Annotated in this window: 21 protein-coding genes and 1 pseudogene; 14 read left to right on the forward strand and 8 right to left on the reverse strand. The window is 65.7% G+C overall.

What is annotated here, in order from left to right; genetic code table 11:
* The first annotated feature begins 134 nt into the window (after positions 1 to 134).
* The 3 genes from rocF (at position 135) to AC6I65_RS04475 (ending at position 2962) form a co-directional block, all read left to right on the forward strand.
* A complete protein-coding gene (gene rocF / locus AC6I65_RS04465; RefSeq protein WP_497902858.1) occupies positions 135 to 1055 on the forward strand; it encodes an arginase in 921 nt (306 codons plus the stop codon).
* A 110-nt stretch (positions 1056 to 1165) separates the two neighbouring features.
* The gene (locus tag AC6I65_RS04470) at positions 1166 to 2320 is read left to right on the forward strand and encodes an NAD(P)/FAD-dependent oxidoreductase (RefSeq protein WP_497902859.1); all 1155 of its coding nucleotides are present in this window, start codon (positions 1166 to 1168) and stop codon (positions 2318 to 2320) included.
* Positions 2321 to 2338: 18 nt separating this feature from the next.
* Positions 2339 to 2962: a small multi-drug export protein gene (locus AC6I65_RS04475; protein ID WP_497902860.1), complete on the forward strand. Its 624-nt coding sequence runs from the start codon at positions 2339 to 2341 to the stop codon at positions 2960 to 2962.
* Between the two features lie 6 nt (positions 2963 to 2968).
* Here the strand turns inward: AC6I65_RS04475 and AC6I65_RS04480 are convergent, their stop codons facing one another.
* Positions 2969 to 3418, reverse strand: a complete 450-nt coding sequence (locus tag AC6I65_RS04480; protein ID WP_497902861.1) for a universal stress protein — start codon at positions 3416 to 3418, stop codon at positions 2969 to 2971.
* Between the two features lie 84 nt (positions 3419 to 3502).
* Here AC6I65_RS04480 and AC6I65_RS04485 point away from each other — a divergent pair, with 84 nt between their 5' ends.
* Positions 3503 to 4516, forward strand: coding sequence for a DUF3179 domain-containing (seleno)protein (locus AC6I65_RS04485; RefSeq protein WP_497902862.1), 1014 nt, complete (start codon positions 3503 to 3505; stop codon positions 4514 to 4516).
* Positions 4517 to 4584: 68 nt separating this feature from the next.
* On the opposite strand, the gene AC6I65_RS04490 is transcribed toward AC6I65_RS04485, so the two are convergent.
* Together AC6I65_RS04490 and AC6I65_RS04495 are read right to left on the reverse strand one after the other, a co-directional pair.
* Positions 4585 to 5058, reverse strand: coding sequence for a DUF7384 family protein (locus AC6I65_RS04490; protein WP_497902863.1), 474 nt, complete (start codon positions 5056 to 5058; stop codon positions 4585 to 4587).
* Positions 5051 to 5263, reverse strand: a complete 213-nt coding sequence (locus AC6I65_RS04495) for a hypothetical protein (RefSeq protein ID WP_497902864.1) — start codon at positions 5261 to 5263, stop codon at positions 5051 to 5053. The genes AC6I65_RS04490 and AC6I65_RS04495 overlap by 8 nt, the downstream gene beginning before the upstream one ends.
* A 180-nt stretch (positions 5264 to 5443) precedes the next feature.
* Here AC6I65_RS04495 and AC6I65_RS04500 point away from each other — a divergent pair, with 180 nt between their 5' ends.
* On the forward strand, positions 5444 to 6139 hold the full coding sequence (locus AC6I65_RS04500) for a helix-turn-helix domain-containing protein (RefSeq protein ID WP_497902865.1): 696 nt from the start codon (positions 5444 to 5446) through the stop codon (positions 6137 to 6139).
* Between the two features lie 53 nt (positions 6140 to 6192).
* Here the strand turns inward: AC6I65_RS04500 and ddfA are convergent, their stop codons facing one another.
* The 3 genes from ddfA to AC6I65_RS04515 all read right to left on the reverse strand — a co-directional run bounded on the left by ddfA (position 6193) and on the right by AC6I65_RS04515 (position 10870).
* The gene (gene ddfA / locus AC6I65_RS04505) at positions 6193 to 6513 is read right to left on the reverse strand and encodes a DdfA family disk-determining factor (RefSeq protein ID WP_497902866.1); all 321 of its coding nucleotides are present in this window, start codon (positions 6511 to 6513) and stop codon (positions 6193 to 6195) included.
* A 123-nt stretch (positions 6514 to 6636) separates the two neighbouring features.
* Positions 6637 to 9861 (reverse strand): PAS domain-containing sensor histidine kinase, encoded by a 3225-nt coding sequence (locus AC6I65_RS04510; RefSeq protein ID WP_497902867.1) that lies wholly within the window; start codon positions 9859 to 9861, stop codon positions 6637 to 6639.
* A gap of 139 nt (positions 9862 to 10000) precedes the next feature.
* Complete coding sequence (locus AC6I65_RS04515; RefSeq protein ID WP_497902868.1) at positions 10001 to 10870, reverse strand: dihydrodipicolinate synthase family protein; 870 nt, start codon at positions 10868 to 10870, stop codon at positions 10001 to 10003.
* Positions 10871 to 11083: 213 nt separating this feature from the next.
* Here AC6I65_RS04515 and AC6I65_RS04520 point away from each other — a divergent pair, with 213 nt between their 5' ends.
* The gene (locus tag AC6I65_RS04520; protein ID WP_497902869.1) at positions 11084 to 12124 is read left to right on the forward strand and encodes an AIR synthase family protein; all 1041 of its coding nucleotides are present in this window, start codon (positions 11084 to 11086) and stop codon (positions 12122 to 12124) included.
* A gap of 112 nt (positions 12125 to 12236) precedes the next feature.
* Here the strand turns inward: AC6I65_RS04520 and AC6I65_RS04525 are convergent, their stop codons facing one another.
* Positions 12237 to 13685: an outer membrane protein assembly factor BamB family protein gene (locus AC6I65_RS04525; protein ID WP_497903161.1), complete on the reverse strand. Its 1449-nt coding sequence runs from the start codon at positions 13683 to 13685 to the stop codon at positions 12237 to 12239.
* A 157-nt stretch (positions 13686 to 13842) separates the two neighbouring features.
* Between AC6I65_RS04525 and AC6I65_RS04530 the strand changes: the two genes are divergently transcribed.
* The 5 genes and pseudogenes from AC6I65_RS04530 to AC6I65_RS04550 all read left to right on the forward strand — a co-directional run bounded on the left by AC6I65_RS04530 (position 13843) and on the right by AC6I65_RS04550 (position 18355).
* Positions 13843 to 14940, forward strand: coding sequence for an AIR synthase family protein (locus tag AC6I65_RS04530; protein ID WP_497902870.1), 1098 nt, complete (start codon positions 13843 to 13845; stop codon positions 14938 to 14940).
* A pseudogene (gene thiD, locus AC6I65_RS04535) lies at positions 14937 to 15734 on the forward strand (bifunctional hydroxymethylpyrimidine kinase/phosphomethylpyrimidine kinase); the annotation flags it as partial. The gene AC6I65_RS04530 and the pseudogene thiD, both read left to right, overlap by 4 nt.
* A gap of 287 nt (positions 15735 to 16021) precedes the next feature.
* Complete coding sequence (locus AC6I65_RS04540) at positions 16022 to 17281, forward strand: outer membrane protein assembly factor BamB family protein (protein ID WP_497902871.1); 1260 nt, start codon at positions 16022 to 16024, stop codon at positions 17279 to 17281.
* Positions 17282 to 17487: 206 nt separating this feature from the next.
* Positions 17488 to 17859 (forward strand): tRNA-binding protein, encoded by a 372-nt coding sequence (locus tag AC6I65_RS04545; RefSeq protein ID WP_497902872.1) that lies wholly within the window; start codon positions 17488 to 17490, stop codon positions 17857 to 17859.
* A gap of 52 nt (positions 17860 to 17911) precedes the next feature.
* Positions 17912 to 18355 (forward strand): DUF5799 family protein, encoded by a 444-nt coding sequence (locus AC6I65_RS04550; RefSeq protein ID WP_497902873.1) that lies wholly within the window; start codon positions 17912 to 17914, stop codon positions 18353 to 18355.
* A gap of 45 nt (positions 18356 to 18400) precedes the next feature.
* On the opposite strand, the gene AC6I65_RS04555 is transcribed toward AC6I65_RS04550, so the two are convergent.
* Positions 18401 to 18544, reverse strand: coding sequence for a DUF7557 family protein (locus AC6I65_RS04555; protein WP_254159823.1), 144 nt, complete (start codon positions 18542 to 18544; stop codon positions 18401 to 18403).
* A gap of 69 nt (positions 18545 to 18613) precedes the next feature.
* Here AC6I65_RS04555 and AC6I65_RS04560 point away from each other — a divergent pair, with 69 nt between their 5' ends.
* The 3 genes from AC6I65_RS04560 to AC6I65_RS04570 all read left to right on the forward strand — a co-directional run bounded on the left by AC6I65_RS04560 (position 18614) and on the right by AC6I65_RS04570 (position 20477).
* Complete coding sequence (locus AC6I65_RS04560) at positions 18614 to 18901, forward strand: DUF7545 family protein (protein ID WP_497902874.1); 288 nt, start codon at positions 18614 to 18616, stop codon at positions 18899 to 18901.
* Between the two features lie 262 nt (positions 18902 to 19163).
* Entirely contained in the window at positions 19164 to 19745 is a 582-nt protein-coding gene (locus AC6I65_RS04565) for a biotin transporter BioY (RefSeq protein ID WP_497902875.1), read from the forward strand.
* Positions 19746 to 19748: 3 nt separating this feature from the next.
* Positions 19749 to 20477, forward strand: coding sequence for an energy-coupling factor ABC transporter ATP-binding protein (locus AC6I65_RS04570; RefSeq protein WP_497902876.1), 729 nt, complete (start codon positions 19749 to 19751; stop codon positions 20475 to 20477).
* Positions 20478 to 20482 lie beyond the last annotated feature (5 nt).

The raw sequence follows: 20482 nt of genomic DNA on the forward strand, positions 1-20482 counted from the left end.
TTTAGGCGCGTCTATTCCTAAAGGTTCCGACAATCGAATCCGACCGCGAACGCCACGTATTCAGCGGTTTCGTGAAACCGGGTACTCGAATCCGAAATCGGGTCACTCTAAACGTCGGGTGGAGAACTGCGGGTATGGATCGAGCTGTCCACGTAATCGGTGCACCGATGGACTACGGGGCCGACCGACGCGGCGTCGACATGGGAACCTCCGCGATCAGGTACGCGGGACTCGCCGACGAACTCGCCGGCGCCGGCGTCGAGGTTCTCGACCAGGGTGACCTCCCGATGCCCCGTGCCGAGGAGCGCGACCCCGACGCGAACCAGCCGGTCGAGGGCACCGCCAAATTCCTCCGCGAGGTCGAGGACGTGACCACGCGCGTCGCCAGTTCCGTCGCCGCGACCCTGGAGACCGGTGCGTTCCCGCTCGTCCTCGGCGGCGACCACTCCATCGCCATCGGGTCGATGAGCGGTTCCTCCAGGGACGCCGACCTCGGCGTCGTCTGGTTCGACGCCCACGCCGACCTCAACACGCCCGCGACGTCCCCGAGCGGGAACGTCCACGGGATGCCCCTGGCCGCGACGCTCGGTCACGGCATGTTCGACGGCCTCGAGTGGGCTCACGCCCCGCGGGTCCGCGAGGAGTCGATCGCCTACGTCGGCCTCCGGAGCATCGACGAGCGCGAGCGCGAACTCGTTCGCGAGAGTGAGATGACCGCGTTCACCATGTCCGACATCGACGAGCGGGGCATCACGGCGGTCGTCGAGGATGCCCTGGACGTGGCGACGGCGGGGACCGACGGCGTCCACGTCAGTCTCGACCTGGACTGGCTCGATCCCCGAATGGCCCCCGGCGTCGGGACCCCCGTCCGCGGCGGCGTCACCTACCGGGAGGCCCACTCGGCGCTCGAAACCGTCTACGAACGCGACCAGGACGAGGGAATCCTCCGGTCGATGGACGTCGTCGAGGTGAACCCGATCCTCGACGAGCAAAACGAGACGGCCGAACTGGCCGCCGAACTGGCGGCGAGTGTCTTCGGGAAGCGGATCCTGTAGATACATCGAATAATTGATTGCTTCTGGAGAGTTCTGCTACGTGGGAACGGTGCGCACGCCTATCCGGGTTTCAACACCTTTGTATCGGTGTGATACGGAGGTTGGCGTATATGACCGAGAACGTCGTCGTGCTCGGCTCCGGCTACGCCGGCGCCGGCGCGATCAAGTCGCTCCAATCGGAACTCGACGAGACCGCTCGACTGACCTGGATCTCCGACACCGACTACCACCTCGTGTTGCACGAGTCCCATCGCGTGGTTCGAGATCCCTCGGTTCGCGCCGACATCACCATCCCGGTTGCCGACATCGCCGACCCGCGGACCCGGTTCATCACCGACACCGTCACCGGCCTCGACACCGAAGAACGCGTCGTCGAACTCGCAGACGGCGAGGACGTCGAGTACGACTACGTGCTGGTCGCGCTTGGGAGCAGTACCGCCTACTACGGCATCCCCGGCCTCGCGGAGCACTCGCTGACGCTCAAGAGCCTCGACGACGCCCTCGAGATCAACGAGCAGCTCACCGAGGCGAGTCGCAACGCGACCCGCGGCGAACCGGCCCAGATCGTCATCGGCGGCGCTGGCCTCTCGGGCATCCAGACCGCCGGCGAGGTCGCGGCGTTCCGCGACGAGAACCGCGCGCCCCTCGAGATTCACTTGGTCGAGGCGCTCGACGAAATCTTCCCCGGGAACGACCCCGAGATCCAGCAGGCTCTGCGCAACCTGCTCGAGGAAGCCGGCGTCAAGATTCACACCGACGACCCGATCACCGAGGCCGAAGACGGCGTCATTCACTTCGACGAGGGCGACCCCCTCGAGTACGACGTGTTCGTCTGGACCGGCGGCATCACGGGGCGGGAGGCCCTCGACGGGACCGACCTCGAGAACCAGCACAATCGCGTCGAGGCGAAGGCGAACTTCCGGACCTCCGACGAGCGCGTGTTCGCCATCGGCGACTCGGCGATCGTCGACCAGGGCAGTCAGCCCGCCCCGCCGACCGCACAGGCCGCCTGGCAGGCCGCGGAGGTCGTCGGCGAGAACATCGCCCGCGCAATCGACAATCGCCCGCTCAAGACCTGGGAGTACGACGACAAAGGGACGGTCGTCTCCGTCGGCGACGAGGCCGTCGCTCACGGCGTCAAGATGCTCCCTGTCGACACCTTCGGTGGCTTCCCCGCGAAGAACCTCAAGAAGCTCATCGCCGCCCGCTGGATCGCCGACCTGACCTCATGGAACCGGGCCCGCAAGGCCTGGTCCGTGCTCTGATCGAGGCCTGAGAATTTCGTGGACCCGATCGTTTTCGACGCTTTGGTTTCGCTCGAGGGGGCCCTCGGTAGCCTTGCCGATAGATCGATTTCGGATGCCATTCCGGTTCCGGACCCGGGCACGGGCCTGCTCTCAGGGGTAGCGCAGGCCCAACTCGCCAGCGTCGAGGAGTGGGCTCGCAACCTCCTCGACGCCGCCAGCGGCCCCTGGCAGTACGCGCTCGTCTTCGCGCTCGCGGCGACTCCCCTGCTCGAGATCCTGGTCGTGATCCCGCTCGGCGTCGCTCTCGGACTCGATCCGGTCGTGGTCGCCGTGACGGCGTTCACCGGCAACGTCCTCCCGATCTACGGCATCGTCCTCGCGGCCGACCGGGTCGCGTCGTGGCTCGAGAGCCGCCGCTCGGGCGAACCCTCCGCGCGACGGAAACGGGCGATCCGCATCTGGAATCGCTACGGGCTACCGGGGCTGGCGCTACTCTCGCCCGTCACGACCGGGGTCCACCTCGCGGCCGTCCTCGCGCTCTCGCTGGGCGCCCGCGGCCGGGACACGCTCGCGTGGATGACCGGCAGCATCGCCCTCTGGACGGTCCTCATTACGCTCGTCAGCGTCGTCGGGCGATCGGCGCTCACGGGCGCCTTCTAATCACTTCTACGGGGTCACTCGGTCTGCCTCGCCGTCGCCGACGACCAGCACCGGCCTCGAGGACAGGCGAACCAGCGCGTCGACCGTACTTCCGAGCAAGGCGTCGCGAAACGCCGAGCGGCCCTGTGCGCCCACGACGATCACCGAACAGCCCTGCTCGTCCGCGTAGTCGAGAACCTCCTCGTGGGGCGTCCCTCGTTTCCGGGCGGTCGTGACGGGGACATCGGACTCGCCCGCCACCGCCTCGACTCGCTCGAGGGCGTCGTCGGCTCGAGATTGCTGTCGCTCGCGAACCTCCTCGGGGTCGACGATGCCCGAATCGTAGGCCGTTCGGTCCTCGAGCACCGAGATGGCGAACAGCGGGACGGCGAGCGTCTTGGCGAGGAAGACGGCGTGGTCGACCGCTCGCTCGGCCGTGTCGCTGCCGTCGGTGGCGACGAGGATCGAGTCGTACATACCTGGCCTTGGTTGCCCATCGGAAAGAAGATTCACCTCCTGGGCTGACCCTGGATTTTTCTCGTATCCGGACGAGGGCCTCGTATGAACGTCAGACAGGTTATTCCCCGAGACGCGATCCCCAGCATCGACAATCCCCGGTTCGGCCCGGACCACCGGGGACCGGCCTCCGACGATGCCGTCGTCCTCGAAACCGAGGACGGCTCCGCGCGGGCGTACCCGCTCCGGATCCTCGACTACCACGAGGTGGTCAACGACGAGGTGTCGGGCACCCCGATGGCCGTCACCTGGTGCCCGCTCTGTGCCAGTGCCGTCGTCTACGACGCCGTCGTCGACGGTCGTTGGCTCACGTTCGGCGTGAGCGGAAAGCTCGCCGACGACGACCTCGTCCTCTACGATCGAGAAACGGACTCGGAGTGGAAACAATCCGCGGGCGTCTGCATCGACGGCCCCCTCGAGGGGGCGCGACTGTCGCCGCGGGGGTCCTCGCTGACGACGGTCGACCGTTTCTTCGAGCGTTACCCCGACGGTCGAGTCCTCCAGCCCGTCCCCGACGCCGAGAGCGAGGCCGCGAGCGAGAACGACGACCCGGCGCCGGTCGACTACGACGAACGGCCGTACGCGGGGTACTTCGCGAGCGACGAGGTCGGTCTCGCTGGTCTTCGCGGCGACGGTGACGGTGACAGTGACGGCGGCCGGACCTGGAACCGAACTGACCTCGAGCCCAAAGCGGTCGTCCTCGGCATCGAGCGCGCCGGCGACGCGCTCGGAATCCCCGTCCCGTGGGTTCGTGAGGCGGGCGGCGTCCTGACGGCGTCGGTCGGCGAGAGCGAGGTCGTCGTCGGCGCCGGCGAGGCCGGCATCCACGCGTTCGAGGCGCCCGATTTCGTCCTCGAGTTCGCGCGAGCGACGGATGTGGACGTGGATATGGACGTAGACGCGACCGGCAGCCCGCTGCTCGTCGGCGACGGCACGACCTGGGACCCCGTCACCGGCGAGAGCGAGGACGGGCGTCGCCTCGAGACCGTCCCCGCGAAGCGGTTGTTCGCGTTCGCCTGGTGTGACGACCACGGGCAGGAATCGCTCGTCGACCGGTGAGTCGGCAGCGAGCGTACCCTGGGGCCGGTGCCGGTGAACGACTGCTCGGCGGCGAACGCCGCGTTTCCTCACGCTCGAGGATCCTGGTCCGGTCCCGGATAGGTGTCGCCCTCGATGGCCTCGTAGAGACTCTCGGCGTCGAACACCGTTGCGAACGCGTCCGGCGTCCGCACGCTCACGGCGACCCGCGGCTGTAAGGTCATTCCCGCTTTTGCCGACCCCAGGCGTTCGTCGAACGAGAGGAGGTGCGCCGCGTTCCCCCGGTAGGCCGAGGCGAGCGCCGGATGGTCCTCGGGTGGGTGCTCGACGCGAACGCACTCGCGCTCGAGTCGGTCGTGGTGAGCCCGCGCGAGGTCGGCGTCGGCCAGGCCGGCGACGAGCGATTTGGTCGCCTCGAGGAGTTCGTCGCTCGCGACCAGGTCCATCCAGGAGTGGCGACGCACGTGGTCGAGGGCGTCCCTGGCCACCCCGCCGACGAGGAGGTCCGCCGCGAGTACGTCCGCGTCGGCGACGATGCGTGCCGGATTGGGTCGGTCAGGCATCGTTGTCCTCCGGGTTCGATTCCGATGTTGGTTCCAGGGCCGATTCCGATTTCGAGGCCGAGCCCGATTCAGGTTTCGATCCCGAGCCCGGCCCGGGATCATCGGCAGCCAACTCGCGCCGTCTCGCGAACTCGTTTCGAATCGTCTCGAGGTCGACCGCGAACGACTCCCCCCGGTCGAATAGCGCTTGCCAGCGTTCGGTCATCACTCGGGGTTGGGGGTCGACCCTCAAAAGTACTCGAGGGACGGCGCTCGACGGTCGCGGTAGCTCGAGGGGAGCTGAGTTCGAGGTGAACCGAGCCAGACAGCGATTTCGACAGCTAGTAACCAAATTATATAGGGGGTAGAGTAGTAATTCACCTCTGTGTGATTGTTCGTGAGAAAAATGCATCGGTCTCCCAACGCGAAACGGAGTGCCTCCGCCGTCGAAGTTACGTTTTCGATTTCTGATAGTTCGTATCCGTTCGTCGCGGCATCGACCATCGACGGCTGTGAAATCGAGTTAGCGAAACTACTTCCCCGGGACGACGGCCAGTTCGCGGAGTACTTCACCGTCACCGGCACCGAGACGAGTCGAATCTACGACCTCGCTGCTGACCACGCCTCGGTGAGCGTTTCGCTTCTCGAGACGTACGACCGCGGTGGGTTGTTCGAATTTCTGGTTTCCGCCGACTGTCCCGCCGTGACGCTGGCGACGTGCGGTGCGCTCCCCAGAGAGGTTCGCGGCGTCGACGGCGAAGGACGGGTCGTCGCCGAAATTCCGTCGCCGTACGAGGCCGGCGACGTCATCGAGACGTTTCTCGAGGAGATCGACGGCGCCTCGCTCGTCTCCAAGCGCGAAACGGGGTCCGTCACGCCCCTCTTTACGGAATCGTCGTTCGAGCAGGTCCTGGAGGCCCAGCTCACCGACCGCCAGCACGAGGTGCTCGAGGTCGCGTACCAGGCGGGCTACTACGACTGGCCGCGAACGTGTACCGGCGAGGAGGTAGCCGAGCGCCTCGACATTACCTCCGCGACGTTTTCCGAGCACATCCACACCGCCGAGCGAAAGCTGCTCACGATGCTCTTTGATGGTTCGTGAAGGTGAGGCCTGGAGCCGATCCGGAGCGGAACGGGACGTGACGGAACCCGTCGTCAATCGCGCTCGGAAACCGTGACGGTCGTCTGACCGCTGGTGGAGACGGTCACGTCACACCCGTGAAACCGGAACTCGACGACGCCCGTTCGCAGCGACGGCACGTGGCTTGTCGGTTCGAACAATTGGTCCAGTGCCTCGGGGTCGACGACCTCGTAGAGCGGAGGGATGGATTCCGGCGTCGATCCGGTGGCAGCGGCGACCGCCTCGACTACCGCCTCCGAGGGTAATTCGTCGGTCGCCCAGTCAGAGGAGACGGTGTACGTGTCAGTCTCCGGATCGTACCCAATCCTGTCGTCGGGTGAGTGGTCTGAGGACATTGGAGGACAGAAGTGACGGTTGACTACCAGAGACGACGAGGAGTGACGCCTTAGTTTCGGCCCCTACATCTCGAGGGCCGCGATCTGGTTCGAAACGAATCCTCGGGTATTCCGGTTTTGGCCTCATTCGTCGGTGTCGGCGTCGCCGTCGCCGCCGGCGTCGGCCGCGGCCGGAAGGGTAAACGAGAACGTCGCACCCTCGCCTAGTTCGGAGTCGACCCAGATTTCGCCGCCGTGGCGCTCGAGGACGCGCTGGCAGATCGCCAGGCCGATGCCGGTGCCGGTATCTTCCTCGCGCGAGTGAGCGCGGTTGAAGACGTCGAAGATTCGATTCGCCTCTCGGGGATCGATGCCGATGCCCTCGTCTCGTACCGAGATGATCCAGTCCGATTCGTCGCGCTCGGCCGAGACGTGCACGCGTGGTGGGGCGTCGCCAGCGTAGGTGAGCGCGTTGGCGATCAGGTTCTGAAAGACCTGTCTGAGCTGACTGCCGTCGGCCCGGACCCACGGCAGCGGATCGGCGGTAATCACCGCGTCGGTCTCGACGACTCGCACCTCGAGGTTGGCGAGCGCCTCCTCGAGGGCCTCACCGGCGTCGACCGGTTCGAGCGGGGCTCCCTGGGTGTCGATCCGCGAGTACTGGAGCAGACCGTCGATCATCTCGCGCATCCGGTCGGCGCCGTCGACGGCGAATTCCAGGAACTCCTCGCCGTCTTCGTCGAGGTTGTCGCCGTACCGGCGCTCGATCAACTGGAGGTAGCTCGAGACCATCCGCAGGGGCTCCTGGAGGTCGTGGCTGGCTGCATAGGCGAACTGCTCGAGGCGTTCGTTCGAGTCCTCGAGGCGGTCGATCGTTCCCTCGAGTTCCGCCCGGTACTCGGTGCGCTCGATCGTTTCCGCGAGGATGTTGGCGACGCTCTGGACGAAGTTCACGTCCTCGTCGATGAACGATCGATGACTGGTGTCGTGGACGCCGAGGATGCCCCACGGATCGTCGGCGGAGCCGATGATGGTACTAATTCCGCTCGAGACGTCGTGGTCGGTCAGCAGGTCGGGGCCTCGGAATCGGGTCTCCGACTCGAGATCGTCGACGACGACGGGTTCCTCCGCGATGAGCGTGTATCCGGCCTGGGAGTTGTCGGTGGCAGAGACGGTCGCCGTGCCGACGATTCCCGCCTGCCAGCCGACGCCCTGTCGGAGGCGCAGTTCGTCGGCGACGGGATCGAGATCCAGGACCTTGCAGTACTCGACCTCGAGTGCGTCGGCGACCTGCCGCGTCGCCTCGTGCATGAGGTCGTCGATGTCGTTCGTCTCGATGGCGAACTGCCCGAGGTCGGCGATGACCGCCTGCTGGACGGTGCGGCGTTGCAGTCGATTACGCGACCGGACGCGTTCGGTGATGTCCGTGAGGTAGACCGACTGACCGGTCTCGGAGGGGTAGATCGTCACCTGGAGCCAGGCGTCGGCTGGCTCGTAGAACACCTCGCGTTCGACCGTGGTTCCGGTCCGCTTCGCCTCGCGGGCCGCGTCGGAACACGCAGTTGCCTCGAGTTCGGGGAGGGCGTCCCAGATCGGGGCGCCGAGTAGTTCCGGCCCCGAGACGTCGACCAGGTCGGCGAACGCCTCGTTGGCGTAGATGACGTGCCAGTCGGTGTCGACCGCGAAGAAGGCGTCGTCGATCCGCTCGAACAGGTCGTCGAGTTCGGTTCGCAAGTCGTCGCGCTGTCGCTCGATGCGCTCGGCCTGTACCTTCAGCTGCGTGATGTCGGTCACCGCGGCGACGACGTGGCGAACGCTGCCGTCGTCTCGCGTGACGGGCGCGGCGTTGATCGAGAGCCACCGGGGCTGGCCGTCGGCGTCTTCGATCCAGATCTCCGTGTCCGTCACCGCCTCGCCGGTCTCGAACACTCGACTGATCGGCCGGTCCTCGAGTGGGATGTACTCGCCGGTCGCGTCGTACATGTCCCGCTGACCGGCGCTGTAGGCTTCCATCGTTTGCACCGATCGGTCGAAGATCTCCGCCAACCGGTCGTTCGCCCGCACGGTCGTTCCGTCCGGATTCGCGACCATGATCCCGACCGGACTCGTCTCCAGCACCCGGGTGATCAGGTCGCGCTCGTGTTGCAGTTGCTGTTCGTGCTCGCGCCGGTCGGTCATGTCGCGAGTGACTTTGAGGAACCCCCGGTGGGTACCGTCGCCGTCGAAGATCGCCGTGATGGTGACGTTCGCCCAGAACGTCGTGCCGTCGCACCTGACGCGCCATCCCTCGTCCTCGACCGACCCTCGATAGAGGGCGGTAGCGAGGTTTCGTTCGGGGACGCGCTCGGCCCTGTCGTCGGCCGTGTAGAACCTCGAGAAGTGCTCGCCGACGATCTCCTCGCGGTCGTAGCCCTTGATCTTCGAGGCACCCTCGTTCCAGGAGGCGACGCGCCCCTCGGGATTGAGTCGGAAGATGGCGTACTCCTCGACGGCATCGACCAGCGACGCGAACTCGGCCTCGCTCTCGAGGAGAGCGCCCTCCGAGCGCTTCTGTTCGGTGATGTCGGAGTAGAGTTCGACCCGACCGCCGGCGTACTGACCCGTCTCGATCGGTTTGCTCCAGTGCTCGAGCCAGCGGCCGGTCCGCTCTTCGGCTTCGGTGACGCGACACTCGAAGCGCTCGACGGCGTCGTTGTCCTCGTAGGTCGCGAGGACGCGTTCCGCGAATTTCTCGGAGTCGGCGACCCGCTGGCTGACGTCGTCGACGACGGTGCGTTTGTCGCGACCGACGAGTTCCGCTCGCGAGAGTCCGAAGTACTCCTCGATCGTTTCGTCGGCCCACGCGACGGTGAACTCGTCGTCGAGGACGATGACGCCGATCTCGGCGTCGTCCAGGACGCTCGTGATCGACCGGTAGGTCTCCCGGGCGGATTCGGCGCGTTCGCGGTGGCGTTCGCGTTCGGAGACGTCACGCGCGACGCCAATCGTTCCGGCGAATTCGCCGTCCTCGATCAGCACTGTCATCCGGACGTCGCAGGGAACCGCGCCGCCGCCCGCTGTCCGGACCGAGAACTCCATCGTCGACACGTCACCGGTCCCCTCCTCGAGCTGTCTCCTGATCTCTTGTCTCCCTCGAGCCACGTCTTCGTCCTCGAGGAGCATCGAGATGTGCTCGCCGACGAGTTCGTCGCGGGCGAATCCCGTCGTCTCGACGATCGCCTCGTTGACGGCCTCGAAGCGGCCCTCGGCGTCGAGCTGGTAGAGCCCGTCGTCGACCGTGTCGACGAGCGTCCGGTAGCGGTCCCGCGCCACGTCATCGGACATCCCCTCCCAGAAAGTCGTTCGTGTGCCTATCGACCGGTCGTTCATACGTCGTAATGATCACTCGATGGGATAAAATCTCTGGCATGCTTCTCGGTGAAGCATCCCGTGACGGACGTCACTCGAGCGGTGAGGGCGGTACGACGGACGTCATTCGAGCGTCGAAGACGGGCGCGACGACCGATCGTCAGGTCTCGAGCGCAGCCTCGAGCACCGCCGTGATCTCGGCTGCGGCGTCCTCGTCCACCGGCTCGAGCGGTCGGCGCGGGGGCCCGACCTCGAGGCCGCGGTGGGCGAGGGCCGCCTTGATGCCGGGGACGCCGTAGCGGGCCGTGAGCGTCCGGTTGAGTTCCACGATGGCGGCGTTCAGGTCGCGAGCGGTGTCGTCGTCGCCGTTCCAATGGGTCTCGAAGATTTCGCTCGCAAGGTCGGGGACGGCGTTCGCGACTGCCAGCACCCCGCCGTCGGCGCCGGCATCGAGCGCGTGGGCGTAGACGCTCCCGTGGCCGACGAGCACCGAGAAGTCGGCGTCGGCGGTAAACCGGACGAGGCGCTGGATCGACTCGAGGCTCCCGCTCGAGTCCTTGATCCCGGCGACGTTCTCGTGGGTCGCGAGCGACTCGACGAGTCGCGGCGAGAGCGGGCAGTCGGTGAACTTCGGCACGCTGTAGAGGTAGATCGGGATCGGCGATTCGTCCGCCAGGTCGCGGTAGTAGCGCCCGAGCGCGGCGTCGTCGCTGCCGTAGTACGACGGCGTCACGACGAGCGCGGCGTCGGCACCTGCCGCGGCCGCACCCTCGGTCGCCTCGAGCGTCGGTTCGTATCCTTCGTGGCCGGTGCCCGCGAGGACGGGTTTCTCGGTCGCGTCGGCCACCGTCTCGACGACCTGTGTCCGTTCGTCGGCCGTCAACAGTGGTGCCTCGCCCGTCGAGCCGCAGGGGACGAAGAAGTCGATGCCCGCGCTCGCGAACCAGTCCACGAGCGCCTCGAGGCGCTCGTGATCGACGCGTCCATCGTCGCCGATCGGCGTCACCAGCGGCACGCCAGTTCCGTGCATGCCGGTTCCTGAGTGATGACGGGTAATAGCTGTGGCCGTTCGGATGCCAGCTATTCTGCACGGGCGTCGACGTGGTCGAGCCTTGAGCGCGTCTCCGTGATTTACTATCGAAATTATATTGAATGACTATGATATATATAGTATTAGAAGAATTGAGAACGCCTCGAGCGAACGATCAGCAGGCCTAAGCGCCCGCCTCGAGAACGTTCGACCGTGACCGACCCCTCGCCCGACTCCGACCCCGCGCTCGGCAAGATCGACCGGACGGTGTTCGAGCGACAGATCGCCCCCCGTCTCGGTGCCGACCGCGACGACGTCGTGCTCGGGCCAACCCACGGCGTCGACTTCGGCGTGCTCGACGTCGGCGGCCGGGCCGTCGTGGTGGCGACCGATCCGGTGTCGATTCTTCCGGATCTGGGCCTCGAGCGGGCCGCCAGGTTCGCCCTGGACATCGTGCTCACGGACGTCGCCGTCAGCGGAATATCTCCCTCTCACCTCTCGATTTCCTTTACCTTGCCCCCGGAGATGACCGACGAGCAGTTCGCGATCGTCTGGGAGGCGATCCACGAGGAGTGCGTCGATCTCGGAATTGCGATCACGGCGGGCCACACCGCCCGCTACGCCGGCATCTCGTACTCGTGGGTCGGCGGTGCGACGGTGCTCGGCGTCGGCGACCACGAGGCCGTCGTCCGCCCCGATGGCGCCCGCCCCGGCGATGTACTCTTGCTCACCACCGGACCGGCCGTCGAGGCCGTCGCCCTCCTGAGCACTCTTTTCGGCGACAAAATCGACGTCTCCGACGCCGTCCTCGAGGACGCTCGGGCCTGCCTCGACGATAGCTTCGCCGTCCGCGACGCGCTGACCGCCGCCGCGTCGGCCCCCGTCCACGCGATGCACGACGTGACCGAGGGTGGCCTCGCAGGCGCGCTCGTCGAGATGTCGGAAGGGTCAGGAACTCGCTTCGAGATCGATCGCTCGGCGGTCCCGGTTCGGCCGGCCGTCCAAGCGGTCTGTGACGCCCTCGAGATGGACCCCTGGCGGGCGACCAGCTGTGGCTCGCTCGTGATCGCGGTCGATCCGGGGGACCTTTCGGCGGTGGTCGAGGCGCTCGAGGGTCGTGGAACGACGGTCGCAGAAATCGGGCACGTCCAGGAGGCCGGCGACGCTCCCGAAGTTCGCGTCGATGGCGCCGTGCTCGAGCACCCCGGCGTCGATTCTTCGTGGGGGGCATTCGAACGCCTCGCCGAGAAGTGAACCACGCAAACGAGTGATACCGGAGTATTCCGAGTGTGCACTGGCGCTTTCGGAATTTCCGGCACGGGTACGTTAGCAGTCGATTTCGTTTTCGGCCCCGCTCGAATCGTCGTCAGTTCGAGCTATCTCCGCTCGATCCCTCTACGCCCGCATCCAGTGCGTACACTGATGTATAGTCAGCTGAAACGAAGACGGAACCATCGGCGAATCTCGGCTCGCTTATGTCGGAATCGGCAACGAAGTTCCATCGCTCCTCGCCGGTTGTCGTATCCAGCGCGTTTAATCGATAGGCGTCCTCGAAGTCCGTGTCAGTTCTGCTGGCGACGAAGAGGGTATCTTCGATGACGGTTATCGGTGAGACCAATAGATTACCGGCGAGGAAGCGCCACCGTTCCGTGCCCGTCTCCGGCTCGAGTGCGTGAACGACGCCGTCGCCGCCTTCCCCAAGCGCCGTTCCAACGAAGAGCGTGCCATCTGCCCTGGTCACCGTGTCGACGGAATTGTTCGCCTCGAATTGCCACTTTTCCTCGCCCGATCCCGCGTCGATGGCGTACAGGTTTGCACACGTGGGATGGTCGTAGCAATCGTCCGTCCCGACATACAGGGTGTCGTCGAACACGGTCACGAACTCGGGTCTCGGCTTTTCGGTACCGGGATCCGGATTCACCGTGAATCGCCATCGTTCCTCGCCGGTGGTCGCGTCCAGCGCGGAAACGTAGTACTGGAAGTTGTCCGGCTGGTCAGTTTCACTGTCGAACACTCCGAGGAACAGCGTGTCATCGACCACCGAGAGTTCGGTATACACTCGGCTGCCGACGTCGGCGCGCCATTCTTCCTCGCCGCTAGCCACGTCCACGGCAAACACGTTCCCGTCGCTATCAGCGACGTAGAACGTGCCGGAGTCCGTCTTGGCGAAAGAGTCCATTTTGACTTTGAGCTGGGTTTCTATCCCGTACCCAACCTTGAAGTCCCATCGGTGGTCTCCGGTGTCCGCGTCTACTGCGGTGACGCAAAATTGCTTGGGGATGAAGACGGTGTTCTCCGCCACGTGTATCGGTGCGACGGTCACATCGTAGTCGTCGAACTGCCACTTCTGTTCGCCCGTGTCCGCATCCAGCGCGTACACTGCAGTGTCTTCTACGTCCCGATCGGAGTAAACGTGACTCGTAGCATAGACGGTGCCATCGACCACGATGGGCTGATCGTGAAACTCCGTGTCGTCAACGCTGAATTGCCACTCTTCGTCGCCCGTCGATGCGGACAGTGCATGGACGGTATCGAGGTTACTCACATAGAGGGTGCCATCCGCTACCGATGACAAGTACGGTCTACCAAGGGGATCCGGAGTTTCGTAATCGACGTGCCACAGTTCTTCGCCTGCACTCGATTCTGTGTCTCCGTCACTTCCACCTTCCGCGTCTCCGTCGGATCCGCCGCCGGTAGCGACCCCGGCACCGATCCCCGAAAGGAGGCACGTACCCGCAGCACCGGCAAGGAACCTGCGGCGAGGCGTTGATTTAAACGACTGTTCTCCGAGTGACCCACTATCGTGTTCACCCATACGCTCGCAGAAACCATCATTGATTATTATTAGAAGGTAATTAGACAATTCTACAACTTGAAACAGTCTCGTAGAACTCCGTCGACGATAGCGAAGATCGAATTTCCGAGAGATTGGCCAGCAACATCCCTTTGTACAACCGACGAATACCTCCCGTATGAACGAACTCGGCAAGGCCGACCGGGAGTTCTTCGACGAGTACCTCTACCCAAACCTGGGCGCCGAGCGCGAGGACGTGCGACTCGCACCGCAACACGGCGTCGACTTCGGCGTCGTCGACGTCGGCGGCACCGCCGTGGCGATGGCAACCGATCCCGTCTTCATCATGCCCTCGCTGGGCTTCGAGCGGGCGGCGTGGTTCGCCTTCCACATCCTCTTCAGCGACGTGGCCGTCTCGGGGCTCGAGCCGGCGTACCTGAGCGTCGACTTCAACCTCCCGCCGGAGATCACCGACGAACAGTTCGCGACCGTCTGGGAGACGTTCGACCGGGAGGCGCGCGAGCTGGGCGTCTCGGTCGTCACGGGCCATACTGCTCGCTACGCCGGGTGCAACTACCCGATGGTCGGGGGCGCGACCGTCGTCGCTGTCGGCGATCACGACGACCTGATTCGCCCCGACGGCGCTCGACCGGGCGACCGCGTCCTCGTGACGAAGGGGCCGGCCATCGAGACGACCGGCTTGCTGGCGATTCAGTACGAGTCCTTGCTCGCAGAGCGGATGGACCCCGACGCGCTCGAGGCCGCCAAAGACCGCTACTACGACATGAGTCCGATCCGAGAGGCGATGCTCGCGGCCGAGGTCGGCGGCGACGCCGTTACGGCGATGCACGACGCGACCGAGGGTGGCGTCTACGGCGGGCTGTTCGAGATGGCGCGCTCGGCAGGCGTCGGGATGCGGATCGAACGCGATCGCGTGCCGATCATGCCCGGCGTCCGCGAGACCTGCGAGGCCGTCGAAATCGATCCCTGGATCTCGATCAGCGAGGGAACGCTGCTCGCGACAGTTGACCCCGAGGGCGTCGACGACGTGATCGAGGCACTCGAGGCCGAGGGAGTCCCGGCGGCGACCGTCGGCGAGGTCACGGACGGTGAGGGTGTGGTCGTCGACGGGGAGTCGATCGACCACCCCGGGACGGACCCGTTCTGGGGGACGTTCGAGCGATTGGCCGAGGAGGCCTCGAACAGGGACGAGTCGAGAGAAGGAGGCGAGAACGGATCGGGGGAGGGGGACGCGAACGGAGGCGACGACCGATGATCGTCCCTTCACCCGAGACGCCGCCCGTCGCCCTCACCATCGCAGGCAGCGACTCCGGCGGCGGGGCCGGCATCCAGGCCGACCTGAAGACGATGGCCGCCCACGGCGTCTTCGGCACGAGCGCGATCACCGCCGTCACCGCCCAGCACACCCGTGGCGTCGAGTCGAGTTTCGTCCTCCCGCTCGAGGAGATCGATGCCCAGATTCGGGCCGTCCTGGACGACTTCGACGTTCGCGCAGTGAAGACGGGGATGCTCGCGACCGCCGACGTCGTCGACCTGGTGACCGAGCACGCGGCCGACCTCGAGGCGCCGCTCGTCGTGGACCCGGTCATGGTCGCCACCTCGGGCGACCGACTGCTCGACGCCGATGCAGAGACCGCCTACCGGGAGCTGTTCGCCCAGGCGACGCTCGTCACGCCCAACGCCGACGAGGCGAGCGTCCTGACGGGAATCGACGTCGACACTCACGACGCGGCACGCGACGCCGGACGGGCGCTCCTCGAGACCGGCACCGACGCTGTGCTGGTGAAGGGCGGCCACGTCCCCGGCGAGACGGTTCGGGACCTCCTCTGTACCGACGACGGGATCACGGCGATCGACCACCCGCGAATCGACACGGCGGCGACCCACGGCTCCGGGTGTACGCTCTCCGCCGCGATCGCATCGAACCTGGCTCGAGGCGAGGGCCTCGAGGCGGCCGTCGAGGGTGGAATCGAGTTCGTCGAGGCCGCGCTGACTCGCTACGCCAACGTGGGTCGCGGAGCGGGTGCGGCGAACCCGACCGCGGAACTCGAGTGAGTTCGGGTGTAATACGGAGGACGACTCGAGTAAATTCCGAACGGAACGCGGCGCAGGTGGTCGACTCGGGTGGAGGGAGGGGGCGACGTCCGACGTTCGACGGACGGTGCCAGCGGTCGAGTCCCGTCGAGAGCGCGGGCCGACTGCCGCTGGCGGGCGCCGTTCGAAATCACCGGCAGCCGTGTCTTTACCCAGTCATTAGACCCGCTTGAACAGTTGCTCAGCATACAACTGTGAGATAGTACGTCGATAGTAATGAGATGATTCGACCCTGAACAGGTATGGGAAAATGGAAACGCCGTTCCTTCCTCGCAACTGGTGCAGCACTGTCGACTGGCGTCGGACTCGCCTCGAGCGGGGCGGGAGACGACGACGACGGTGACGGCCCCTCCAATGTCAACGCAGCGCTCGATACGGACCTCCCGGACCCGACACGCCGACCGAACCCCACTATGGACGAAGACTGGGCATCCTACCGCGGCGACGCGGGACAGACCAGGTGTATCGCCGACGGACACGACTTCGACGGGGACGCACTCGCCCCCGTCTGGACGGCCGACCACGACGGCTCGGTTGCCGCCGCCGACGATACGGTGTACACTTCGACCGCCGACGGCGTCGTCGCGCTGGACGCCGAGGATGGGGCACTCGTCTGGGAGAACGCGGCTGTCGACGCGAGCGACCCCGCGGTCGCCGACGACGTGGTCTGTCTGACCACCGACGAGGGCGTCGTGGCGCTCGACCGATCCGACGGCAGCGTCCGGTGGGAGACGTCGTTCGATCCGGCGGACTCGGTCACCCGTCACGCGGTAGCCTACGGAGCCGCATTCGTCGTCGTCGACGGAACCCTCTACGCCCTCGAGGTCGACGACGGCTCGATTCGGTGGGAACGGGAGTCGGTCACGCTCGAGTCACCCGTTAGCCCGGACGGGACGTTCGAATTCGCCAGGGCCCCCGCCGCGGCGAACGGCGTCGTCTACGCCGCGACACCCCGAACCGTGCTCGCGCTGGAGCCCGAAGCCGGGGACGAAGTCTGGCGAAATGAGGAGGTCTATCAGGACGTCGAGAGCCCCATCCACGCGAACGCGAGCGCGGTCGTCGTCGACTGGTGGTCCGACATCGACCAGGGCGTGCACGATGCGCAGACGGGCGAGGTGAAGGGCGTCATCACGTCGGAGACGGACCACGAGATTACGCTCGGTGAGGACGTTTACATCACCGGCGACTCTTTCAACCTCTACGGCGGTTCCGTCGAGGCGTGTGAGCGTGAGTGGGAAGTCCCCTGTGCGTACAACCTCGGACAGGCCGTTATCTGCGGCGAGACCATCTACGTCTACTTCGGACAGGCAAGAGGGGACCGGGGCGACTACGACCAGGAACTCGTCGCGCTGTCCAAGGACGACGGAACCGAGAAGTGGGCGATTTCGACGAACGAGGCGCCAGTGGGATACGTTCGGGCGATCAGCGGCGACACGCTGTACGTCGACCACGACGGGGAACTGGTCGCGTTCAGAGAGGGTGCGCCCGAGGACGGCTGCTGAGACCTCGAGCATTCGTCTTCCACGTCCAGATCCGATTCATCAGCGATTTTACCGATCCTGGCCCTCGACTCGTCAGTAATTTCATCGATCCTAACTCCGATCCGACTTGTCAACGAATCCCTCGACCTCGACTTCGACTTCGACTTCACTCGCTGCCTCGAGCGAACCGCCGACGTATATCTGTCTGGCGCTCCTGTCTCGAGACGATGCCGGAGAGTCCGTTCGACGTCGAGATTCGCATCGGAGAGATCGTCCGCGCGGAGTCGTTTCCCGAGGCGCGAAAGCCGCACATGACGAAACTGTGGATCGACCTCGGTTCCGATTCCGGTTCCGGGTCCGATTCCGACACCGGTGACGACCTCGTTCGCTCGGCAGGCCAGCACGACTACCACTACGATCCCGAGGAACTGATCGGTCGCCGGGTTCTCTGTGCGACGAACCTCGGGAGCGTTCGCATTGCCGGGTTCAAATCTGAGGTCCTCACCGTAGGCGTTCCGAGCGACGAGGGCTACCCGGTACTCGTGACTCCCGACTCCGAAGTCGACGCGGACGTGCCACTCGGCGGCGTCCTCTACTGACGCTCGAGTCGAGGAGGGAAACCCTGATACTGCCATCGCCTAATCGTTACGCATGGGAACCGAGTGGACCGACCGGATCGTCAGCGAGCGCATGACCGTCGACCGGGAGTTCTCGACGCGGGTCCAGAGCTCTCGCTTTTCGAGCCAGGAGTGGAGCTTGATCATGACCGCGACCGAGTTCGAGATCGAGAATCCCGAAGACCCCGAAACCGCGCGGATGGTCGCCAACACCGACAAGATCGACCAGATCCTGCCGGAACTCGAGAACGTCCGCTCCCAGGTCGGCGCGATGGGCGGCGCCCCGGGGGGTAGCAACGACTCCGGCGGCGGGGTCATCGATTCGATCAAGGGCGCCCTCGGGATGGGCGGCGGTGGCTCCCACGACGCCGAGCGCGAGGCTGCCGAGGCGCTCACCCAGGAGTACGCCGAGGAACTGCAAGCCCGCCTCGAGGAGAACGGCCGCTGGGAGGGGATCTGTGCGACTGCGGCGGAATGACGCCGCTCGAGTGACTCACTTCAGCCCGCGCGTCGCTCCGTCGAATCAATCGCCCGCGTGGAACAGCGTCCGCTCGCTCGATTCGTAGATGTTGATCAGTTCGATTATCAGTTCGTCGTAGGACTCGTCTTCGATCCGCAGGGCGTCCAGTCGCTCGATCGTCTCCTCGTCGAGTTCGACCTGGGGCATGGTCGACGGTTAGACGCCGACGGCAATAAAGGCACAGTACCTTTAAGGTTGCCCGCCAAGGGTCAGTCGATGACAGACGACATTGAGACGACCACGTTTTCGATCGAAGCCGATGGCGACGCCGACGAAGTCACGCTCCCGACCGGCCTGGTCGACCTCCTCGCGGAGGAGGGTCAGGGCGAGGCCGAGACCGTCGCGGACATTACCCTGCTCTCGTTCGCGAGCCGCGCCCACCACCTCGTCCACCACGGTGAGGATCCAGGTGAGGACCTCGAGGCCCAGGAGGAACGCGTCATGGACCTCTTCGAGGAGCGCTTCGGCGTTTCGTTCGCGGAAGCGACGGGCCACCACCACTGAGTCGGCGCTCGAATCGGTTTCCGCGCCACTCGACGGGGTCGCGTTATCCCGTCGGCTCGAGCAGTTTTCGCATTTTCTCGCTGACTCGAGCGACGTCACTGTCGGGCTGCGGCTATTGGTCGTTGGCCGGTGGTTGCTATTCATCGGTGACGGTCGCACGCTGGTGGCCGCTCGGAGCTAATGTGAGCGAGTCCCACGGACTGTACTCTCGCTCCCATCCGTAAACCCAAGAGTTAAATCTGGTTTACGAGTGGGTCGAAGTATGGCTACGTCAACCGAAAACGTCGACCTCGTCGGCGGCGACGTCGTGCGCTCGTTCGCTCGAGCCGCCCTGTTAGCGGTGTTGATCGGCGCGAGCGCCTACGTATCGATTCCACTGCCGGTCTCGCCGGTCCCGTTCACGCTCCAGGTGTTGTTCGTCTTCCTCGCAGGACTGGTTCTCGGGCCCGTCTGGGGCGTCATCTCGATGGTGCTGTACCTCGCCGCTGGCGCGGTCGGCGTTCCGGTCTTCGCCGGGGGCGTAGGCGGCGTCGGTCACCTGTTCGACTACACCGGGGGATACCTCTGGTCGTACCCGATCGCGGCGTTCGTTATCGGCCTCCTCGTCCACCGGGGCTGGCAGGTTCGAGACCCCGCGACGATACAGAAAACGACGCTCGCCGCGGCGCTGCTGGTTGGCCTCGGTATCATCTACGGCCTCGGCGTCCCGTGGCTCGCCTGGGTCCAGAGCCTCTCGCTCGCCGAGGCGGCCATCATCGGCATGGCGTACTACGTTCCCCTCGACCTCGTGAAACTCGCCGCCGCGATCGCGATCGTTCGAAGCGAACGGATCCCCGTCGCCTAGTCGATGATCGAATTTCGCGACGTTCGCTACGAGATCGAGGGCGTCACCGTCCTCGAGTCCATCTCGCTCGAGATCGGGAGCGACGAGTTCGTCGTCCTCGCGGGGGCGAACGGGAGCGGGAAGACGACGCTCCTGCGTCACTGCAACGGCCTACTGACGCCGACGGCGGGAACGGTTCTCGTCGACGGCACGCCGGTCACCGACGACCTCGTGGCCGCCCGCACAGCCGTGGGGATGGTCTTCCAGCACCCACGGGACCAGTTCGTCGCCGCGACGGTCGGCGCGGACGTCGCGTTCGGCCCGGAAAACCTCGGCCTCGAGCGTCCGGAAATCGACCGCCGCGTCGCCGACGCGCTCGAAGCCGTCCGACTCGAGGGACGCGAGGACGATCGAATCCACACCCTCTCCGGGGGCGAACAGTCCCGCGTCGCCATCGCGGGCGCACTCGCGATGGAGCCGACCCACCTCGTCCTCGACGAACCGTTCACCGGCCTCGACGACCCCGCCCGTCGGGCCGTCCTCGAGCGTCTGGTTGCCCTCTCCCAGCAGGAAACCGGAATCGTCCTCGCGACTCACGACCTGCGGGACGTGCTCGCGTTGGCCGACCGGGTGATCGTTATGCGAAACGGCGCGATCGCGATCGACAAACCACCGGCCGACGCTCGCGACTCCCTCGAGGGCGAGGCGATTGCCGTTCGCGCGCCCGGCAGCGGTTCGCGAGTCGGGGATTGACGATC

The sequence above is a fragment of the Natronosalvus sp. KLKA75 genome, assembly GCF_059736265.1.